Annotated in this window: 15 protein-coding genes; 5 read left to right on the top strand and 10 right to left on the bottom strand. The window is 69.1% G+C overall.

Going from position 1 to position 16,950, the window contains the following annotated elements; translation table 11 throughout:
- Positions 1-55: 55 nt before the first annotated feature.
- Entirely contained in the window at positions 56-676 is a 621-nt protein-coding gene (locus tag C1924_RS10875) for a hypothetical protein (RefSeq protein ID WP_108765306.1), read from the bottom strand.
- A gap of 344 nt (positions 677-1,020) precedes the next feature.
- Between C1924_RS10875 and C1924_RS10880 the strand changes: the two genes are divergently transcribed.
- On the top strand, positions 1,021-1,647 hold the full coding sequence (locus C1924_RS10880; protein ID WP_108765307.1) for a hypothetical protein: 627 nt from the start codon (positions 1,021-1,023) through the stop codon (positions 1,645-1,647).
- Between the two features lie 51 nt (positions 1,648-1,698).
- On the opposite strand, the gene C1924_RS10885 is transcribed toward C1924_RS10880, so the two are convergent.
- Entirely contained in the window at positions 1,699-2,616 is a 918-nt protein-coding gene (locus C1924_RS10885) for a M14 family metallocarboxypeptidase (protein ID WP_108765308.1), read from the bottom strand.
- Between the two features lie 172 nt (positions 2,617-2,788).
- Here C1924_RS10885 and C1924_RS10890 point away from each other — a divergent pair, with 172 nt between their 5' ends.
- The 4 genes from C1924_RS10890 to C1924_RS10905 are packed head-to-tail and all read left to right on the top strand — an operon-like array spanning position 2,789 to position 6,689.
- Entirely contained in the window at positions 2,789-3,442 is a 654-nt protein-coding gene (locus C1924_RS10890; RefSeq protein ID WP_108765309.1) for a DUF3348 family protein, read from the top strand.
- A 10-nt stretch (positions 3,443-3,452) separates the two neighbouring features.
- Entirely contained in the window at positions 3,453-5,684 is a 2,232-nt protein-coding gene (locus C1924_RS10895) for a DUF802 domain-containing protein (RefSeq protein ID WP_108765310.1), read from the top strand.
- On the top strand, positions 5,681-6,319 hold the full coding sequence (locus C1924_RS10900; protein ID WP_108765311.1) for an OmpA family protein: 639 nt from the start codon (positions 5,681-5,683) through the stop codon (positions 6,317-6,319). Before C1924_RS10895 ends, C1924_RS10900 begins: the two co-directional genes overlap by 4 nt.
- A complete protein-coding gene (locus C1924_RS10905) occupies positions 6,309-6,689 on the top strand; it encodes a DUF2894 domain-containing protein (RefSeq protein ID WP_108765312.1) in 381 nt (126 codons plus the stop codon). Before C1924_RS10900 ends, C1924_RS10905 begins: the two co-directional genes overlap by 11 nt.
- A 74-nt stretch (positions 6,690-6,763) precedes the next feature.
- On the opposite strand, the gene C1924_RS10910 is transcribed toward C1924_RS10905, so the two are convergent.
- The 8 genes from C1924_RS10910 to C1924_RS10945 all read right to left on the bottom strand — a co-directional run bounded on the left by C1924_RS10910 (position 6,764) and on the right by C1924_RS10945 (position 16,895).
- Positions 6,764-7,210, bottom strand: a complete 447-nt coding sequence (locus tag C1924_RS10910) for a transposase (RefSeq protein WP_108765313.1) — start codon at positions 7,208-7,210, stop codon at positions 6,764-6,766.
- Positions 7,211-7,323: 113 nt separating this feature from the next.
- Complete coding sequence (locus C1924_RS10915) at positions 7,324-8,082, bottom strand: 2,3-dihydro-2,3-dihydroxybenzoate dehydrogenase (RefSeq protein ID WP_108765314.1); 759 nt, start codon at positions 8,080-8,082, stop codon at positions 7,324-7,326.
- Positions 8,073-11,960 (bottom strand): non-ribosomal peptide synthetase, encoded by a 3,888-nt coding sequence (locus tag C1924_RS10920; RefSeq protein ID WP_108765315.1) that lies wholly within the window; start codon positions 11,958-11,960, stop codon positions 8,073-8,075. The genes C1924_RS10915 and C1924_RS10920 overlap by 10 nt, the downstream gene beginning before the upstream one ends.
- A complete protein-coding gene (locus C1924_RS10925; protein ID WP_108765316.1) occupies positions 11,957-12,214 on the bottom strand; it encodes a phosphopantetheine-binding protein in 258 nt (85 codons plus the stop codon). The genes C1924_RS10920 and C1924_RS10925 overlap by 4 nt, the downstream gene beginning before the upstream one ends.
- Complete coding sequence (locus C1924_RS10930) at positions 12,211-12,843, bottom strand: isochorismatase family protein (protein WP_108765317.1); 633 nt, start codon at positions 12,841-12,843, stop codon at positions 12,211-12,213. The genes C1924_RS10925 and C1924_RS10930 overlap by 4 nt, the downstream gene beginning before the upstream one ends.
- Complete coding sequence (locus C1924_RS10935; protein ID WP_108765318.1) at positions 12,843-14,492, bottom strand: AMP-binding protein; 1,650 nt, start codon at positions 14,490-14,492, stop codon at positions 12,843-12,845. Before C1924_RS10935 ends, C1924_RS10930 begins: the two co-directional genes overlap by 1 nt.
- Positions 14,479-15,681 (bottom strand): isochorismate synthase, encoded by a 1,203-nt coding sequence (locus C1924_RS10940; RefSeq protein ID WP_108765319.1) that lies wholly within the window; start codon positions 15,679-15,681, stop codon positions 14,479-14,481. Before C1924_RS10940 ends, C1924_RS10935 begins: the two co-directional genes overlap by 14 nt.
- On the bottom strand, positions 15,678-16,895 hold the full coding sequence (locus C1924_RS10945; RefSeq protein WP_108765320.1) for an MFS transporter: 1,218 nt from the start codon (positions 16,893-16,895) through the stop codon (positions 15,678-15,680). Before C1924_RS10945 ends, C1924_RS10940 begins: the two co-directional genes overlap by 4 nt.
- Between the last annotated feature and the right edge of the window lie 55 nt (positions 16,896-16,950).

Genomic DNA, 16,950 nt, shown 5'->3' on the forward strand with positions numbered 1-16,950 from the left:
TAGAGTCGAGCTTGCTCGACTGCTGTTGGCCAGGAGCAGTCGAGCACGCTCGACTCTACATCAGCAGCTTCGTCAGCTTCCGCCGCGCGAAGTATCCCTGCAGTTGCGCGGCTTTGATGGTACGCGGCTTCAACTTCGCCGCGCCATCGGCCCCGTACTCAATGCCATAGCAGCGCGAGGCACCGCACAGCTCGGCGTGGCTGGCGGTGACGATCACCACGGTAATCTCAAGGCTGGTGAAAGCGTTGCCGGTCTGGATGTCCGGGTTCTCGGTCCCGGCACGATCGATGAGCGTGCGGAAGCGGCCCAGATCGCGCTCACCACCACTACTAAGCGGGCCGACATTGGTCGCCCGGCGGATATCATCGTCTTCGCTGGGAGCAGTCTTGCTCCACTGCTCGGTGCGTTCGGGGATGACCGCGCGCACAACGGTGCCGTCCGGTTCAATGAGATCGATCACCACGTCCAGCAGGTACACCGGCTCGAGGCCCAGGTTGGTCACGAAACAGTGCGCATCCAGGTGCCGGCCTGCCCCCGAGGTGATGAGGATCGACGGGCGCTGCTGGCGCCGGTAGCTGCGCAGGAAGAAGTTGAGATAGACCACCCAGATCAGCGCAGTCACGCAGGTCATCACCGCGGTCAACAGTGGCGCAAAGTGGAGCAGGTTCTGCAGCATCCTCGTGGGCACTCGTGGGCGTGGGGTGACCCATGTTCGCCGCTGCCCCGCTCGCTGACCGTGAAGTCCGTGAATCGACGGGGCGCCACTCTTCCGTAGAGTCGAGCTTGCTCGACTGCACCGGCCAACAGCAGTCGAGCAAGCTCGACTCTACAAAGGCCAGAGCAATGCCAGAGCAAAGCCAGAGCAAAGCCGGAGCAAAGCCGGAGCAAAGCCGGAGCAAAGCCAACGCCAACGCCAACGCCAACGCCAACGCAGCCGAGCCTGCCCCACCCCCACAAACGCTTGTTGCCGCGGAACACTGCGCCTACCATCGGTAAGCCCTTCCGCCACTCTTCTTCCCGATGACGACCTTCGCTGAACTCAACGCCGCCCAGCTGGCCAACCACGCGCTCAACATCTTCATCGCCGAGGGCCGCCACATCGAAGGCGCGCGGGTGATCTACCGTGCATTGCAGCTCGACCCGCAGCAGCCCGATGCGCTGCGCAGCCTGAGCGATTTCCACGCCAACTCCGGCACCGAGGCGTTCTCGGCCGCCACCATGGAATACGCACTGTCCGGCGGCGTTGCCCTGGATGATGAGGAGCGCCGCAAGCTGGAAGCGCTGCATTTCCTCGATATCTGGACCTGGGGCTTTGCCCGCCACCGTTCCGGCGAAACGCAGCTGGCTGCCGAAGCATTCAGCAACCGCGATGACTTCGAGGTGGACGATGCCGCCTACGCAGGCTTCCTCGGCACCATCGTGGAACCGGCCGGTTCGCCGCAGGCGGCGTTCCAGGCTGCACACCGCCTGTGTGGCCTGATGGCAGGCTTCGTGCAGCATGCCAGCAATGAAAACCCGGACCTGGACGATGTGCTGCGTGGCGAAGGGTTTGTCGAAACCGCCCAGTACGCGCAGTGGCTGCAGTCAGCCACCGATGACCTGGACGCGTTGGACAAAGCGATCCAGGAGCAGCGCCAGAAGGGGTAATCCGGCGCGTTTCCACGCATGTCGCCGGGCAGGGCATGGCCCGGCGCTGTTTCATTGTGCCAAGGCGAAATCCAGACCCGCGCGGACCGCCGCCACCTGGGCGTCGTTGCATTCCTGCGGGTTGGTGCGCGGGCTGTCCGGGTAGACCTCGGTGGTGGTGGCATAGCGCGCGTCGGTGAAGCCGGCGCAGGCGCCGATCGAACGCGATTCGCCCCAGACCACGCCCGGCGACTGCAGCGGCAGGCCAACCAGATTGCCTTCGGCGTCGGCCGGGGCAATGTGGGTAATCGGTGCCACGGCCGCGATCAACGCCTTCTGGAACGCGTGCTGCGGGTCTTCGCTGTTGCCGATCACGTAGAAACCATCGGGAATGGTGTCACGCTCGAACGGCTTGCCGTCGCGGGCGCAGCGCGCCGGGTCGAACTCGTGCAGGTCGCTGTCGGTGGTCTCGTGCAGATCCAGATGGACACGGAGGTCGGCCTTGCGATCGGCCACCCAGCGCATCAGCGAGGCGGCTTCTTCGATCAGGCCGCCGTCACGGAAGCTGCGGTTGGGGTCGATGGCGTTCGGGTTCCAGCGCTGGATGCGCTCGTAGCCCCACGGGCTGACGCACGGCGCCACGATCAGGTTCATCCGGCCCAGATAGCGCTCGGCCTGCTGTTCCAGGAACTGCAGGGCGCCGTGCACGCCACTGGTTTCATAGCCGTGCACGCCGCCGGTCACCAGCGCGGTCGGCAGCGCCGGGTTCCAGTCGTGGTTGACCACGGCAAACAGCGGGTAATGATCGGGGGCATAGTCCAGCTGGCCGTACTGGATCACGTCGAACGCATCGTCCAGGCGTTCCAGTGCCGCCACCACGTCGTCGTGGTAACTGCGCTGGCGCTGCTGGGCCGCCCGCCACTGCGCGCGTTCAGCATCACCCCAGGGCTGGCCGGGGGTGCCGATGGGATAGAACGGCGCGAGGGTCATGCGGAAGCTCCAGAAAGTCCAGTTGCGTTGATGCAGCCGACCATTCTAAGCCGTCTGCCGGGGCGGGCCGAAACCCTGCCGGATGGCACCCCCCTGCGGCGGCGCCCGCCCCCTTCATCCAGGGGCGGTCATCTGGCTGTAAAATCAACGGTTTTTGGCCCCTGGCTACTTGATGGCGAACGCCGCGCAGCCGGTCCTGGGTGGACCGGAGTTCCTCCGCCTGCTTGCCCGTCTCAGCGACGGCGCGATGCCGGCCAGCAGTCCCGCCCTGACCGATCGCCTCGGCCAGTGGGTGGACTGGAGCCGTGCCGTGGCCCTGTCCGGGGCGCTGGACGGACGTCTGCCCGAGCCGGGCGAGGCCGCCGAATCGCGCGAGGACCTGCTGGCCGATTGCGCCCATGCCGAGGCCAGCCTGCGGGCCTCGATCCGCGAGGATGCCGAGGCAGAGCGCCTGCTCGATCTGGCCGAAAGCGCCACCCAGGCCAACTTCGCCTCGCTGCGGCAGCGCTACCGGGTGCTGCAGCAGGCCATCCAGACCGCCACCGGGCGCCTGCGCGGTCGCCTGCGCGACCAGCTGGTGCAGGCCTCGCCCGAACTGGCGCGGCTGGCCGAGGTCGACGCGGTGATGGAACAGACCCTGACCCCCCGCGAGCACAGCCTGCTGGGCACCGCACCGACGGTGCTGGCAGCCCGTTTCGAGCGCGTGCACGGCCAGCCCGGCTGGCGCGCGCCCTTCCGCAATGACATGCGCAGCCTGCTGCTGGCCGAACTTGAACTGCGCTTCCACCCGATCCATGGGCTGCTTGCAGCCCTGCGCTCCCACTGACCGGAACACCATGTCCAGAACTGCATTCCATGTCGTTGTATTCCTTGTCGGCCTGCTGGCCGTGTGCTGGATCGGCATCGGCTACGTCGCGGTGCATCCGTTGGGCGCGGCCGTCGCGGCGATCATCGCGGCCTGCTACATCGCCGGCGGCGTGGAGCTGTACCGCTACCGCCAGGCCAGCAACGGGCTGCGCGCCGCGCTGAACGACCTGGCCGCCGCGAAGGACGGCCTGGCACCCTGGCTGGAACGCGTGCCGCTGGCCCTGCGCAACGCGGTGCGCCTGCGCGTGGAAGGCGAGCGTACCGCCCTGCCCGGCCCGGTGCTGACCCCTTACCTGGTGGGCCTGCTGGTGCTGCTGGGCATGCTGGGCACCCTGCTGGGCATGATGGATACGCTGCGCGGCACCGGCCTTGCGCTGCAGAGCGCAACGGACATGGCCGCCATCCGTGGTTCGCTGGCCTCGCCGGTACAGGGCCTGGCCGTGGCGTTCGGCACCTCCATTGCCGGTGTAGCCAGCTCGGCCATGCTGGGCCTGCTCTCGGCCCTGCTGCGCCGCGACCGCCTGCAGGCCGTACAGCAGCTGGACCGTGCGATTGCCGGTGAACTGCATCCGTATTCGCAGGCGTGGCAGCGCGCCGAATCGCTGCGCCTGCTGCAGGCGCAGTCGGCCGCCCTGCCCGCACTGGTGGACCGCCTGCAGGCGATGACCAGCGCCTTTGAACAGCACAGCACGGCCGCCAACGAGCGCCTGCTGGCCGGCCAGTCCGACTTCCTCACCCACAGCCAGGCACTGCAGGAACGACTGGCGGTTTCGCTGCAGCAGTCGCTGCGCGAAGGCGCCGAGGCCAGTGCCGCCGCCATTGCCGGTGCGCTGCAGCCGATGGCTGAAACCACCCTGGCGGGACTGGCCAACCATGGCCAGGCGCTGCATGCGCGCGTCGAAAGCGCCGTGCAGCAGCAGCTGGCCGGCCTCAGCGAAGGCTTCGAGCGCAGCCGCGTGGCCACCGAAGCGAGCTGGGCCAGGATCGTGACCGAGCAGACCCAGGCCCAGCAGGCACTGGTGGCCGATCTGCGCCAGCACCTGCAGGCCTTCAGCGAGGGCCAGGGCGCACAGGCCGAGACGGTGCTCGCACGCATCGGCGAGCGCCTGCAGGCCGACGCCGCCGGCAACACCGAGGCGTGGCGTGCTGCCGCAGAGCAGCAGCAGGCCGTGAACGCCGCGCTGGTGGAGCGCCAGCAGCAGGCACTACAGGCGATCGGCGCACAGCTGGACACGCAGGCACAGGCGCTGTTGCAGGCATTGGACGAGCGCCATGCCGCGGGCCAGTCGCTGCTGCAGGATCACGAGGCGCAGCGTTCGCAGGACTGGCAGGCAGCACAGGCCGCCGCCGCCAACGCGCATGCCGAGCTGCAGGCGGGCTTGGATGCGCGCGAACAGCAGCGCCAGGCGCGCTGGGATGCGGTGGCCGCCGAGCTGCAGCAGGCACATGCCAGCCTGCAGACCCAGCTGCGGGCCGGTGACGCGCAGCGCCTGCAGCAGTGGAGCGCAGCACTCGATGCCATCGCGCAGGGCCTGGCCGAGCGCCAGCAGCAGGTCTGCGAGACCCTGGCCAGCACCGCGCAGCAGATCGGCGAGAACGGCCGCGCGCAGGCCAGCGCCACCCTGGCCGAAGTCTCCACCCTGCTGCAGACCGCCGCCGACGCCCCCAAGGCTGCGGCCGAGGTCATCAACGAACTGCGCAGTACCCTGTCCGAGAGCCTGGTGCGCGACAACAAGATGCTGGAAGAACGCGGCCACCTGCTGGCTACCGTGCAGACGCTGCTGGAAGCGATCAACCACGCCTCGCACGAACAGCGCAGCGCCGTGGACGCGCTGGTGGGCGGCTCGGCCGAGCTCCTGGAACGGGTCGGCAGCCGCTTCACCGACCACATCGCCGCCGAGATCGGCAAGCTCGACGGCATCGCCGAGCACCTCAGCGGCAGCGCAGCGGACGTCGGCCAGCTGGCCGGCACCTTCGGCGCCGCGGTCGAGCAGTTCGGCGCGGCCTCCACCGAGCTGTCCGGGCGCCTGGAACAGATCGGCGGCGCGCTGGACGCTTCGCTGGCGCGCAGCGATGAGCAGCTTGCCTACTACGTGGCGCAGGCGCGCGAGGTGGTCGACCTCAGCCTGCTGTCGCAGAAGCAGGTGATGGAAGAACTGCAGCAGCTGGCCACGCGCCGCGGCAAGGCCGGCAACGCATGAGCGACGAACTGGAGGTCGACGGCGGCTCACACGCCCCGATCTGGGCGGCATTCGGCGACCTGATGTCGGTGCTGCTGGGTGCCTTCGTGCTGATCCTGGTGGGCGTGGTGGCGGTGCAGCTGGAACTGTCGCAGCGCCTGGACCAGGAAGTGAAGCAGCGACAGGCCGAAGCCAAGCGCCTGCAGACGCTGGAACAGGCGCTGGCCGGCCCCTTGGCGGCCGGCCGGGTGACCCTGGTCGATGGCCGCATCGGCATCAGTGGCAGCGTGCTGTTCGCATTGAACTCGGATCAGCTGCAGCCGGAGGGCCAGGAACTGCTGCGCAGCCTGGCCGTGCCGCTGGCGGCGTACCTGGGGACGCGCGAGGAGATTCTGATGGTCAGCGGCTTCACCGATGACGCGCCCATCCGCGATGGCAACCGCCGCTTCGCCGACAACTGGGAACTGTCCGCGCAGCGTTCGCTGACCGTGACCCGCACCTTGATTGCCGATGGCGTTCCCGCCGATGCGGTGTTTGCCGCCGCATTCGGCAGCGAGCAGCCGGTCAGTTCCAACGCAGATGAAGCCGGCCGTGCGCGCAACCGCCGCGTGGAGATCGCCCCGATTCCCAAGCCCAAGGCCGGTGATGACAAGTAATCCGCGCGCACCGCTGGATACGCTGCAGGCATTGGTGCGCGACCTGGACGCAGGTTCGCGCAGCCTGCAGCACTACCCGCAGGTACCGATGCTGGACCAAGTGCGCAGCGAGTGGAGCGCGCTGCGCAGTGAACTGCAGGTGCGGCGCTCGCTGCGTGCCGAAGCCCCCGCCGACGGCGGCCCGCTGAACTCGGCAGTGCTGGTGCAGCGCATGCTGGACACGATGCAGGCCACCAGCCCCGGCTACCTGCGGCACTTCATCGACTACATCGATACCCTGTCGTGGCTGCAGGCGTTGCAGGAAAGCACCGCCAACGCCGCCGATGCAGTGAAGCCCAAGCGCGCCCGCAAGCCCCGCAGCGCGGGGTGATGCGCATGGCGCTGCCGGCCAGCGGCCGGCACTACCACCGCGCCAAGCCTGGTAGTGCCGGCCACTGGCCGGCATCAGCTCCACACCGACCACGCATACGGGTATTCGCCGATCTGTTTGGCCAGACCAGCCCGGACACGGTTTCCCATGATGTACGACGCCTGCCGCGCCAATGAATCCTCCGCCCTCACCGCATGGTCGAAGTAGCCCGGCTGCCAGACGGTCTTCTGGAAACCACGCAGGCGATTCAATGCCAGCGCACTCGAAGACTTCAGACGACGTGCAATATCCGCAAGGTCGGATGCGTGCAGCTCGAACATCCAGTGCACGTGATCTGGCATCACCACCCATGCCAGTGGTTGAACGAGCCCCCGATCTTCGAGGTATCGGAACTGATCGATGACACACCCTGATGCGGCAGCGCTTTCAGAAAGACGACTGCGTTGATGGGTGGTTGTGCTGAGGACGTACACCTGCCCGATGATGGATCGTCGGCCGAGTCGGAGGCGATGGCTGCTCATGGCCCATGGTGAGACAGGCTGTTGAGGGGTGAACGTCGGGGCTTGGCGCGAGGGGGGATCGGGATTGTCTGGAAATTGCCGGCCAGCGGCCGGCACTACCACGGGCAAGGGGGTCAGCCGCGCAGGGTGGCGCCGCCGTCGACGTACAGGTCGCTCATCGCCACATGGCCGGCCTGCTCGGACAACAGGAACATCACCGACTGGGCGATGTCATCCGGCGTGGCCAGTTTGCGCAGCGGTATGCCCGCTTTGAAGGTATCCAGGTTGCCGGCGATGACCCGCTCGGCGCCGTGCGCGTCCTCCCACATGCCGGTCTGCATCGGGGTCAGGGTGGAACCCGGCGCGACGATGTTGCAGCGGATGCCCAGCGGCGCCAGTTCCAGGCCCAGGCAGCGGGTGAACATCGTGGCGGCGGCCTTCGAGGCCGCATAGGCGGCCATGCCGTGCCGTGGCACGCCCGCCGCATTGGAACTGACGGTGACGATCGCGCCCTGCCGTCGCGGTGACATCACCCGCGCCAGCGCACGGCCCACATGGAACACGCCATCGGCATTGACCGCGAACACGCGCCGCCACTCATCGTCGCCGGTCCCGACCACCTCGCCCACATGCAGTACACCGGCCACGCTGGCAGCCAACGCAATCGCGCCGACTTCAGCCTCCACGTGGTCGACCAGCGCATCCACTGCGGCGCTGTCGGTCACGTCCAGTGCAAGCGCCAACACGCGCGCATCGTCCACTGCAGGACGGTCGCGATCGGTGGCCACCACTGTGCACCCCGCCGCGGCCAGCAGCCGCACCAGTGAAGCGCCGATACCGCCGGCCGCGCCGGTCACCAGCGCCACGCGCCCTTCAAAGCCGGTCAACCGCATGCTGCACTCTCCTGTTGTTCATCCCACTGATGCAGCCGCGCCGACAACCACGGCGCCAGCTGCGCTACGGCATCGCGGCCGGTCAGTTCGGCATGCAGGAACGGCAGTTCCAGCGCCTGCACCCTGCGCGCATGCGCCATCCACAACGCCGATTGCAGCTGCGGCCGCGCCTGGTGGTCGCGCCCGGCGCGCACGTGCACCAGGGTGCCATCGAACGGCCGGTGATGATGCTCGCGGATCAAGCGGTTGGTACCGGTCACGGCACGCACCACACCATCCAGGACGCTGTCGGGCAGACTGCCCAGCGCGCTGCCGCCCCGGCGCAGGAAGGCAAGGATCCGCTCGCGGCTGTCCAGTTCCGGATGCGCATCGGGATCATGGCCGGCAATGGCCAGCAGCGCGCGCAGCGCGGCGATGGCGTCGGGTTCCGGTTCGGCCCGCCAGCATTCACTGGGATAGGCATCCAGCAGCACCAGCTCGCCCACTTCACGGCCGATTTCGTGCAGGCGCACCGCCATGGCCTGGGCCAGGATGCCCCCCACCGACCAGCCCAGCAGATGGACCGGTCCCTGCGGCTGCAGGGTTGCGATGCGGCGCACATACGCGTTGGCCATCACCTCGATGCTCGACGGCAGGGCCTGCTGGGGATCCAGTGCCGGCGACTGCAGGCCATGCACGGTGCGTGCCGGCTGCAGCGCGCGCGCCAGTGTGCGGTAGTTCCAGGCGATGCCACCGGCAGGATGCACGACGAACAAGGGTGGCAACGCGTTGTCCGCCGTCGCCAGGGTGATCACCGGCCCCAGCGCGTGGTCGGCCAGAGCGGGGGGCTCGGCAATGCGCGCGGCCAGTGCGGCCACGGTCGGCTGCGCGAACAGTGCGCCCAGCCCCAGGTCGCAGCGCCACCGCTGTTCGATGGCCAGCAGCAGGTGCACGGCCGAGAGCGAATCGCCGCCCAGGCTGAAGAAGTCCGCGTCCACGGCCACCGGCGTCTGCCGCCCCAGCGCCTGTGCAAACAGTGCCGCCAGTTCATGTTCCAGCGGCGTGCGCGCGGCCAATCCACCGCCGTCCTGCCGCGGCGGCTTCGGCAGTGCTGCGCGATCCAGCTTGCCGTTGGCCGTCACCGGCCACTGGTCCACGCCAACGAAGGCCGAAGGCAGCATGTAGTCCGGCACGCGCGCGGCCAGATGGCTGCGCAGCGTCGCTGCATCGGCCAGTGCTGTGGGCACATAGGCCACCAGCCGCGCATCGCCGGGGGCGTCCTGCCGCAGCAGCACTTCCACCCGGTCCATGCCCGGCACCTCGCGCAGTCCCGCCTCGATCTCGCCCAGTTCGATGCGCAACCCACGCAGCTTCACCTGATGGTCGCTGCGGCCGAGGTATTCCACCACGCCGTCGGCACGCCAGCGTGCGACATCGCCGGTGCGATAGATGCGCTGCCCCGGCAGGAACGGATCGGCCAGGAAACGCTCCGCGGTCAGGTCATCGCGGCCCAGGTAGCCACGCGCGAGCTGCACGCCGCCCAGATACAGATCACCGGCTACGCCGACCGGCAGCGGCTGCATGCGTGCATCGAGCACATACAGGCGCGTGTTCCATACCGGGAAACCGATCGGCACCGGTCGCGACCGGTCCGCGGCCGAGGCAGGCCAGTAACTGACATCCACCGCCGCTTCGGTCGGCCCATAGAGGTTGTGCAGTTCGGCGTGCACGCGGTCATGGAAGCGGTCACGCAGCGCCGCATCGAGCGCCTCGCCACTGGTGAACACCCGCCGCAGGCGCAGGCCTGCCGAAGCGGGTGCGGCCAGGAAGGCATCGAGCATGGACGGCACGAAGTGCGCGGTGGTGATGTCGTGCGCGCGGATCAGCCGCGCCAGTTCGGTCGGGTCGCGGTGCGCATCGGGACCGGCCAGCACCAGCGTCGCCCCACACAGCAGGGGCAGGAAGAACTCCCACACCGACACGTCGAACGTGGCCGGGGTCTTCTGCAGCACGCGGTCATCGGCGGCAAACCCGTAATGCGCGCGCATCCACAGCAGGCGGTTGACGATGGCGCGATGTTCGATGACCACGCCCTTGGGCTCGCCGGTCGAACCGGAGGTGTAGATGACATAGGCCGCGTCGTCAGGCGACGGCTGCGGCCACGGTGCGGCGAAACTGACGGCGGTCCACTGCGTGGGCGGCAGCACCGGCACGCCGCCCAGGCGGGGCTGCACCTCGGCGGCGGCCAATACGCAGGCCGGTCGCGCTGAAGTGAGAATGCGCGCCAGACGGTCATCGGGGTGGGCAAGGTCCAGCGGCAGATAGGCAGCACCGGCACGCAGCACCGCCAGCAGTGCCACCATCAGTTCCAGCGAACGCGGCAATGCCACCGCCACCACGCTGCCCGGGCCGACACCCATGGCGCGCAGCTGCGCGGCAAGGGCGAAACTGCGTGCTTCCAAGGCGGCGTAGTCCAGCGAGTGATCGCCAAACACCAGCGCCGTCGCCTGCGGGTCGCGGTCCATGCCCTGCTGCAGCAGTTCGACCAGCGTGGTGTCCGGCAAGGCATGGGCCGTCGCGTTGAAACCGTGCACGGTGGTCTGCGCCTCTTCAGGCGTCGCCAAAGGCACCTGGCGGAGATCATCCGCCTGCAGCGCGGCCGACACGAAATGCAGCAACCGCGCGGCGTGCGCCTGCACATCGGCCGGGCTGTACAAGGCGGGGTTGGCTTCGATCTCAAGATCCAGCCCTGCCTGTCCGTCGCCGCGGAAACCCAGCGTCAGGTCATCCACCGGGCCGGTGCACAAAACGTCCAGCGTGGCCTGCACGCCGGCCAGTGCCATCGGCTTGTAGAACGGCTGCACGTTCACCAAAGGCCCGTGCAGGCGCTGCTGCGCGCCGACCAGGCCCAGGTCCCGGCGCAGCTGCTCGCCGCGGTAGCGCCCCTGCTTGCGGCCCTGGCTCAACTGACGGCCGATGCTGCGCGCAAATGCTTCCGCGCTGCCCTCGCCCGCCGCCACCCGTAGCGGCAATACGTTCATCACCATTGCCGGCACCCGCGCCGAGGCATTGCCGAGACGCCCCATGTAGGGCACGCCCAGCACCACTTCGTCGGCCGCACTCATGCGCCGCAGATACTCGGCCGACAGTGCGGTGAGGACATCCGGCCAGGGTTGCAGCCAGCGCACCGCGGTCTGCAGCAACAGGTCACGGAACGCGGCATCCAGCGGCTGCACCCAGCGCAGCGCGTCATCACTGGCCGCCGCCGTGCCCGCCAGGCCTGCACCGGCCGGCGCGCCCCGCAGCTGCTCGCGCCACCATTGGCCTGCCTGTGCGCGACGCGCATCGCTGCGGTAAGCCACATCATCGGCCAGCACCCCGTCCAGCGCCGGCAACGGGTCGCCGCTCCGGCCTGCATGCAGCGCGCAGACGCGGTCGGTGAACAGCGCCATGCCATAGCCATCGGCCCCGAGGTGGTGCACGCGCAGGTACCAGACCCAACGCTGCCCACCCAGGTCGAACAACACCTGCTGGCTGATGCGGTCGCGGGTGGGATCGACCGGCGACAGGCGGTCAGCCTGCATTGCGGCGCGGGCCGCTGCGTCCGTGTCGGCTTCGCCGGACAGATCGAGCACCGATACGTGCGGCACATGCGCAGGGTCATGCCATTGCCGGGGCTGGCCATCCTCCCCTTCCACGAACCGCAGCGCGAACGCCTGCGCTTCGCCGGCCGCCTGGTTGGCTGCGGCCACGAACGCACGTGCGTCCAGCGCACCCTCGATCCACACGGCGTGGGCCGTGTTGAAGGACGGGTTGTCCGGCGCCAGCCGCTGGGCGAACCACAGCCCCGACTGCGCTTCGGTCAGCGCCACCGGCATGGCCTGCCCCGCTCCGTTCATGCCTGCCCGGCAGCCTGCAGCTTCTGCACCACCGCCCACCACTGGCGCAGCGTGCTGTATTCGGCCAGGTGCGAGAACTCCAGCGGCAGGCCGGTATTGCCCCAGGCCAGGACCAGGCCGAGCATGCGCATCGAATCCAGATCCAGGTCCATCAGGTTCTCATCGTCGCCGATCTCGGCGGCGTCGCAGTCAAGCACGCGCGCCACGTCGGCCCGCATGCGCTCCAGATCCAGAGTGTCACTGCTGCCCATCACAGCACCTCCAGCAGGTGGTCGGTGGTCATCGGCACGCCACTGGTGCGGGCGATCCAGTGCAGGGCCTGGTCATGGTCAGCACGCGAGAAATCGGCCACCGCATCGGCGGCAATGAAGGCTTCGATGTCGCGCTGGAAGGCTTCGGCCACCGTGGCGGTGCAGCCGATATGCGCATACACGCCGGTCACCAGCAGCTGGTCGCGGCCGCGAACGCGCATCAGCGTTTCCAGGTTGCTGCGCTGGAATGCGCTGTAACGGTGCTTCACCAGCACGTGTTCAGCGGCCAGCGGCGCCAGTGCGTCGATGATCGGTTCATGCTCGTCGCTGCGGCGCATGCCCGGCCCCCACAGATCGGCCTGCAGGCCGCGGTCACGCCGGTCCTGGTCGCCGTGCTGGGCGGTGTAGAACACCGGGATACCGTGCGCACGGCAATGCGCCAGCAGGCGCGCGATGTTGGCCACCGCCGGGCGCAGCGGTTCGGCGTCGGCATCGAAGGCGGCCAGGAAGTAGCGCTGCATGTCGTGCACCAGCAGGGCGATGCGATCGCGCTGCGGGCGCCACGGGCCACGCGCCGCAGGCAGTTCAGCAGCGGTCGGCAAGGGGTACGGGGTAATGCGGGGCAGCGCCATCAGCGCGTTCCTCCTGTCTGTTGCAGATGACGCGCGCGCAGTTGCGCGCGCAGTTCACGGCGGCTGATCTTGCCGACCGCCGTGGTATCGAAACTGTCCACGAACACGACCTGGTCGGGCACTTTGAACGCCGCCAGGCCACGGCCGCGCATCCAGGCCTTCAACGCAGGGGCCTTGATCGGTTCACCCTGCTGGATGACGAAGGCGCAGCTGCGCTCACCCAGGTAGTCATCGGGAATGGACACCACCGCCGCGTCGAACACGGCGGGATGGGCCAGCAGGTGATCTTCGATCTCCTCGGCGGAAATCTTCTCGCCGGCCCGGTTGATGTGGTCGCCTGCCCGGCCCTGCACCACCAGGTAGCCGCCCGGCAGCTGCTGCACGCGATCCCCGGTGCGGTAGAAGCCATCGTCGGTGAAGGCGCGGGCATTGGCCACGTCATCGTTGTGATAGGCGCCGATGGTGTACGGACCCCGGGTCAGCAGATGGCCCGCCTCACCCTCGGCCACGGGCTGGTCGTGGTCATCGACCACGCGCACTTCGTCGTCCGGGCTGATCGGGCGGCCCTGGCAGGCCACGATCAGCGCCTCGGGATCGTCCAACCGGGTGTAGTTCACCAGGCCCTCGGCCATGCCGAATACCTGCTGCAGGGTGCAGCCCAGGCCGTCGACGACCCGCCGCGCAGCTTCCGGCACCAGCTTGGCGCCGCCCACCTGCAGCACCTGCAGGCTGGACAGATCGTGCCGCGACGTGGCTGCCGCCTGCGCCCACAACAGGGCCAGCGGCGGCACCAGGCCACAGCAGGTCACCTTTTCGCGGGCAATCAACGGGAAGGCGGCATCCGGGCCGGGGCCGGGACTGAGCACCACCCGCGCGCCGGCATACAGCGCGCCGAAGAAGCCGGGGGAGCTCATCGGAAAGTTGTGCGCCGCCGGCAGCGCAACCAGGTAGACACTGTCGCGGTCGATGCCACAGATCGCATTGCTGGCCCGGAACGAATAGAGGTAATCGTCGTGGGTCCGCGGAATCAGCTTGGGCAGCCCGGTGCTGCCGCCCGAGATCTGCAGGAAGGCCACCGACTGCGGGTCCGGGTCGGCCGGCAGCGTGCTGCGGTCGCCCTGCAGTTCACCCAGGGCAATGAATCCGTCGGCCTCGCCGTCGATGACCACATGCGCGATGGCCGGCACATCGGCCTGCAGCGCGCGTGCCAGCTCACGATGATCAAAGCCCTCGTGCACATCGGTGGTGATGTAGGCCGTGGCGTCGGCCTTGCGTGCGAAGTGCGCCAGTTCGGTGAGCCGATGCGCCGGCAGCGCGTACACCGGCACCAGGCCGGCACGGAACAGGCCGCACACGGTGGTGATGAAGCCGGCGGTGTTGCCCAGCTGCACCAGGACGCGGTCGCCCGGCTGCAGCCCCTGCCCCAGCAGGCCGGCACCGATGCGCCCGGCTTCGTGCCACAGCTGTGCGTAGCTCAGGCGTACATCACCGGCCACCACGGCGATGTCATCGGCGAACTGCTCTGCCCGCTCGCGCAGAAAGGCCGGGAAGGTCTCGCCACGCCAGTAGCCGGCGGCGCGGTAGCGCGCAACGCGCTCGGCGGGCCAGACCTGCCGCAGCGGTCGGGGAGAGGTTTCAACGTGATTCATGGCGTGGCTCGATCAGGGCCGCCGGGTCGTGCACACCCAGGGCGTTCAGCATGGCGGTGAATTTGGCGCCGGTCTCGGCCGCTTCGGCCTGCGGCTGCGAGTCGGCAACGATGCCGGCACCCGCAAACAGACGCAGCTGCGTTCCCTGCAGGCGGGCGCAGCGGATGGCGACGTACCAGTCGCCGTCCCCCTGCGCATCCAGCCAGCCCACCGCGCCCGCATAGAACCCGCGGGGTACCGGCTCCAGTTCGCGGATCCGCTGCAGAGCCGCCTGTCGCGGCGTGCCGCACACCGCAGGCGTCGGGTGCAGTTCGGCCAGCAGGGCGGCGGCGGGGGTGGCGGGATCCTTCAGCGTGGCCTGGATGCGGGTACCCAGGTGCCACATGCTGGCCGTGGCGTGCAGCACCGGCTGCGCCTGCGCCTCGATGCAACGGCACCACGGCGCCAGGCCATCCACGATGGCGTCGACCACGTGCCTGTGCTCGTCATGGTCCTTGCGCGACGCCAGCAGGGCCTGCGCCACGCGCTGGTCCTCTGCGGGATCACGGTGGCGCCGTGCGGACCCCGCCAGCGGATGCGACAGCACCTGCGCACCGCGCTTGCGCAGCAGCAGTTCCGGCGTTGCGCCGACCAGCCAGGCCGGTGCCTCACCCGGTTCCACCGGCAACGGCACCACATAGGTCGCCACCGAGGGATCGACACCCAGCCGCGCCAGCAGCGCATCCGGTGCAACCGGTTCATCGGTGTGCGCCACCAGGCTGCGCGCCAGCACCACCTTGTGCAGCGCTGCGGCCGGTGCGCGCATCACCTCCACCGCCGTGGCCACGGCGGCAGCGTACGCCTGCGCGGTGGGTTCAGCCTGCAGCGCACCGCGCAGCGCAGGCGCTGGCACGGGCGGCAGATGCAGGCCAGGCAGAATGTGTTCCGGCTGGTAAAGCGCATCGTCCGCACGCGGCTCGAACGGTACGGCGCCCACCAGCAGCGACGGGCCACCGCGCTGCTGGGCGAAGAACGCCTCCACCCGCTCGGCCAGGCTGGCCAGCGCGCCGGTCGGCAGCCGCGCACGGCAGCCGCGCGCGTGCAGATGCTGGTCTGCGTGCTGCAGCACGAACACCGCCGCGTCATCGGCGCGCGGGGCAGCGTGCGGCACCGTCTCCGGCCACGCACTGCGGATCAGGGAATCGTTCATGCGCTCTCCTTGCCGCGACATGCGCTCTCCTTGCCGCGATGGGCCATGGCCAGGCCGCACAGCAGCACCAGCAGCACGCCCACCAGCAGATACGGCAGGCTGGCACCTGCGCGGTACAGCACCGTGCCCAGCATCGGGCCGGCGACCATGCCCAGCCCCTGTGCGGCGGCGACGGTACCGGCGGCGGCGCCCTGTTCGTGCGGCTGCACGGCGTCGGCAGCCAGCGCCTGGAAAGACGGGAACACGAAGCCCATGCCGAACGCGGCCACGGCATAGGCGGCCGGCAGCTGCCAGGGCTGCTGCACGGCGGCCACGGAGGCGAAGCCGAGCCCGGCGATGAGTGCGCCGATCATGATCCAGCGGCGCGGATGCACCGTCAGTTTCATCACCAGCACCTGGGCCAGGATCAGGCCCACACCCACCGCCGTCAGCGCGATACCGGCCATGCGCGCGCCGGCAGCAGGATCCAGCGCGAAACGATCAATGGCAAAGAAGCCCACGGTGACCTGGGCGATGGTTACTGAGACCATGCCCAGGAACGCGGCCAGCTGCGGCAGGCGCAGGCGTGCATCCAGCCGCGACATCGGCGCGCGTTTGCCCGACTGCGCTGCCGCTACCGGCGGTGTGGCCGGCAACCGCCAAGCGATGAGTGCCAGCGCGAGCAGCGGCAACAGCGCTGCCACATACAGGGCCAGGGAGAGATTGCGATACGCCAGCCAACCGGCGGCAGCCGGGCCGAGCACCATGCCCAGCGCATTGGCGCTGCCCAGCCGCGCCATGAACTGCGCACGCTGGCCGGTGGGCGCCTGGTCTGCAATCAGCGCGGCCGCAGTGGGCGGTACCGCCGCATAGAACAGGCCGATCAGGCCGCGCGCGCCGACCAGCACCAGGACGGAGACCAGTACCGGCGGCACCACCTGCAGGGCGACATCGATGAAGACCGCCAGACCGATGTAGATGATGGTGTAGGCGGCCATGGCCAGCAGCAGCACCCGCTTGCGCCCGATACGGTCACTGAGCTGCCCCCACGGGCGCGCGGCGACCATCCACAGCACACCGGCTGCCGTGACCGACAGCCCAGCGTGCCATTCGGACAGGCCGAGCAGACGGACCACCGGGCCGATCACCGCCACGAACGACATCATCGCCATCGTGCCGATCAGGGCGGCAAGGACCAGGGCCGGCAGACCGGCGACGACGGGACGTGCATGCATGGAACACCAGCCGTTTCAGTGAAGGAGCCGGCCCCGACAGGAGCGATGGCATCCT

Origin of the sequence: Stenotrophomonas sp. ESTM1D_MKCIP4_1 (assembly GCF_003086895.1) — a bacterium.
Taxonomy (GTDB): Bacteria; Pseudomonadota; Gammaproteobacteria; order Xanthomonadales; family Xanthomonadaceae; genus Stenotrophomonas.

Bases quoted from the DNA above. Each gene is read 5' to 3' on its own strand.
- C1924_RS10875 (WP_108765306.1), bottom strand. From the start codon at position 676: ATGCTGCAGAACCTGCTCCACTTTGCGCCACTGTTGACCGCGGTGATG.
- C1924_RS10880 (WP_108765307.1), top strand. From the start codon at position 1,021: ATGACGACCTTCGCTGAACTCAACGCCGCCCAGCTGGCCAACCACGCG.
- C1924_RS10885 (WP_108765308.1), bottom strand. From the start codon at position 2,616: ATGACCCTCGCGCCGTTCTATCCCATCGGCACCCCCGGCCAGCCCTGG.
- C1924_RS10890 (WP_108765309.1), top strand. From the start codon at position 2,789: ATGGCGAACGCCGCGCAGCCGGTCCTGGGTGGACCGGAGTTCCTCCGC.
- C1924_RS10895 (WP_108765310.1), top strand. From the start codon at position 3,453: ATGTCCAGAACTGCATTCCATGTCGTTGTATTCCTTGTCGGCCTGCTG.
- C1924_RS10900 (WP_108765311.1), top strand. From the start codon at position 5,681: ATGAGCGACGAACTGGAGGTCGACGGCGGCTCACACGCCCCGATCTGG.
- C1924_RS10905 (WP_108765312.1), top strand. From the start codon at position 6,309: ATGACAAGTAATCCGCGCGCACCGCTGGATACGCTGCAGGCATTGGTG.
- C1924_RS10910 (WP_108765313.1), bottom strand. From the start codon at position 7,210: ATGAGCAGCCATCGCCTCCGACTCGGCCGACGATCCATCATCGGGCAG.
- C1924_RS10915 (WP_108765314.1), bottom strand. From the start codon at position 8,082: ATGCGGTTGACCGGCTTTGAAGGGCGCGTGGCGCTGGTGACCGGCGCG.
- C1924_RS10920 (WP_108765315.1), bottom strand. From the start codon at position 11,960: ATGAACGGAGCGGGGCAGGCCATGCCGGTGGCGCTGACCGAAGCGCAG.
- C1924_RS10930 (WP_108765317.1), bottom strand. From the start codon at position 12,843: ATGGCGCTGCCCCGCATTACCCCGTACCCCTTGCCGACCGCTGCTGAA.
- C1924_RS10935 (WP_108765318.1), bottom strand. From the start codon at position 14,492: ATGAATCACGTTGAAACCTCTCCCCGACCGCTGCGGCAGGTCTGGCCC.
- C1924_RS10940 (WP_108765319.1), bottom strand. From the start codon at position 15,681: ATGAACGATTCCCTGATCCGCAGTGCGTGGCCGGAGACGGTGCCGCAC.
- C1924_RS10945 (WP_108765320.1), bottom strand. From the start codon at position 16,895: ATGCATGCACGTCCCGTCGTCGCCGGTCTGCCGGCCCTGGTCCTTGCC.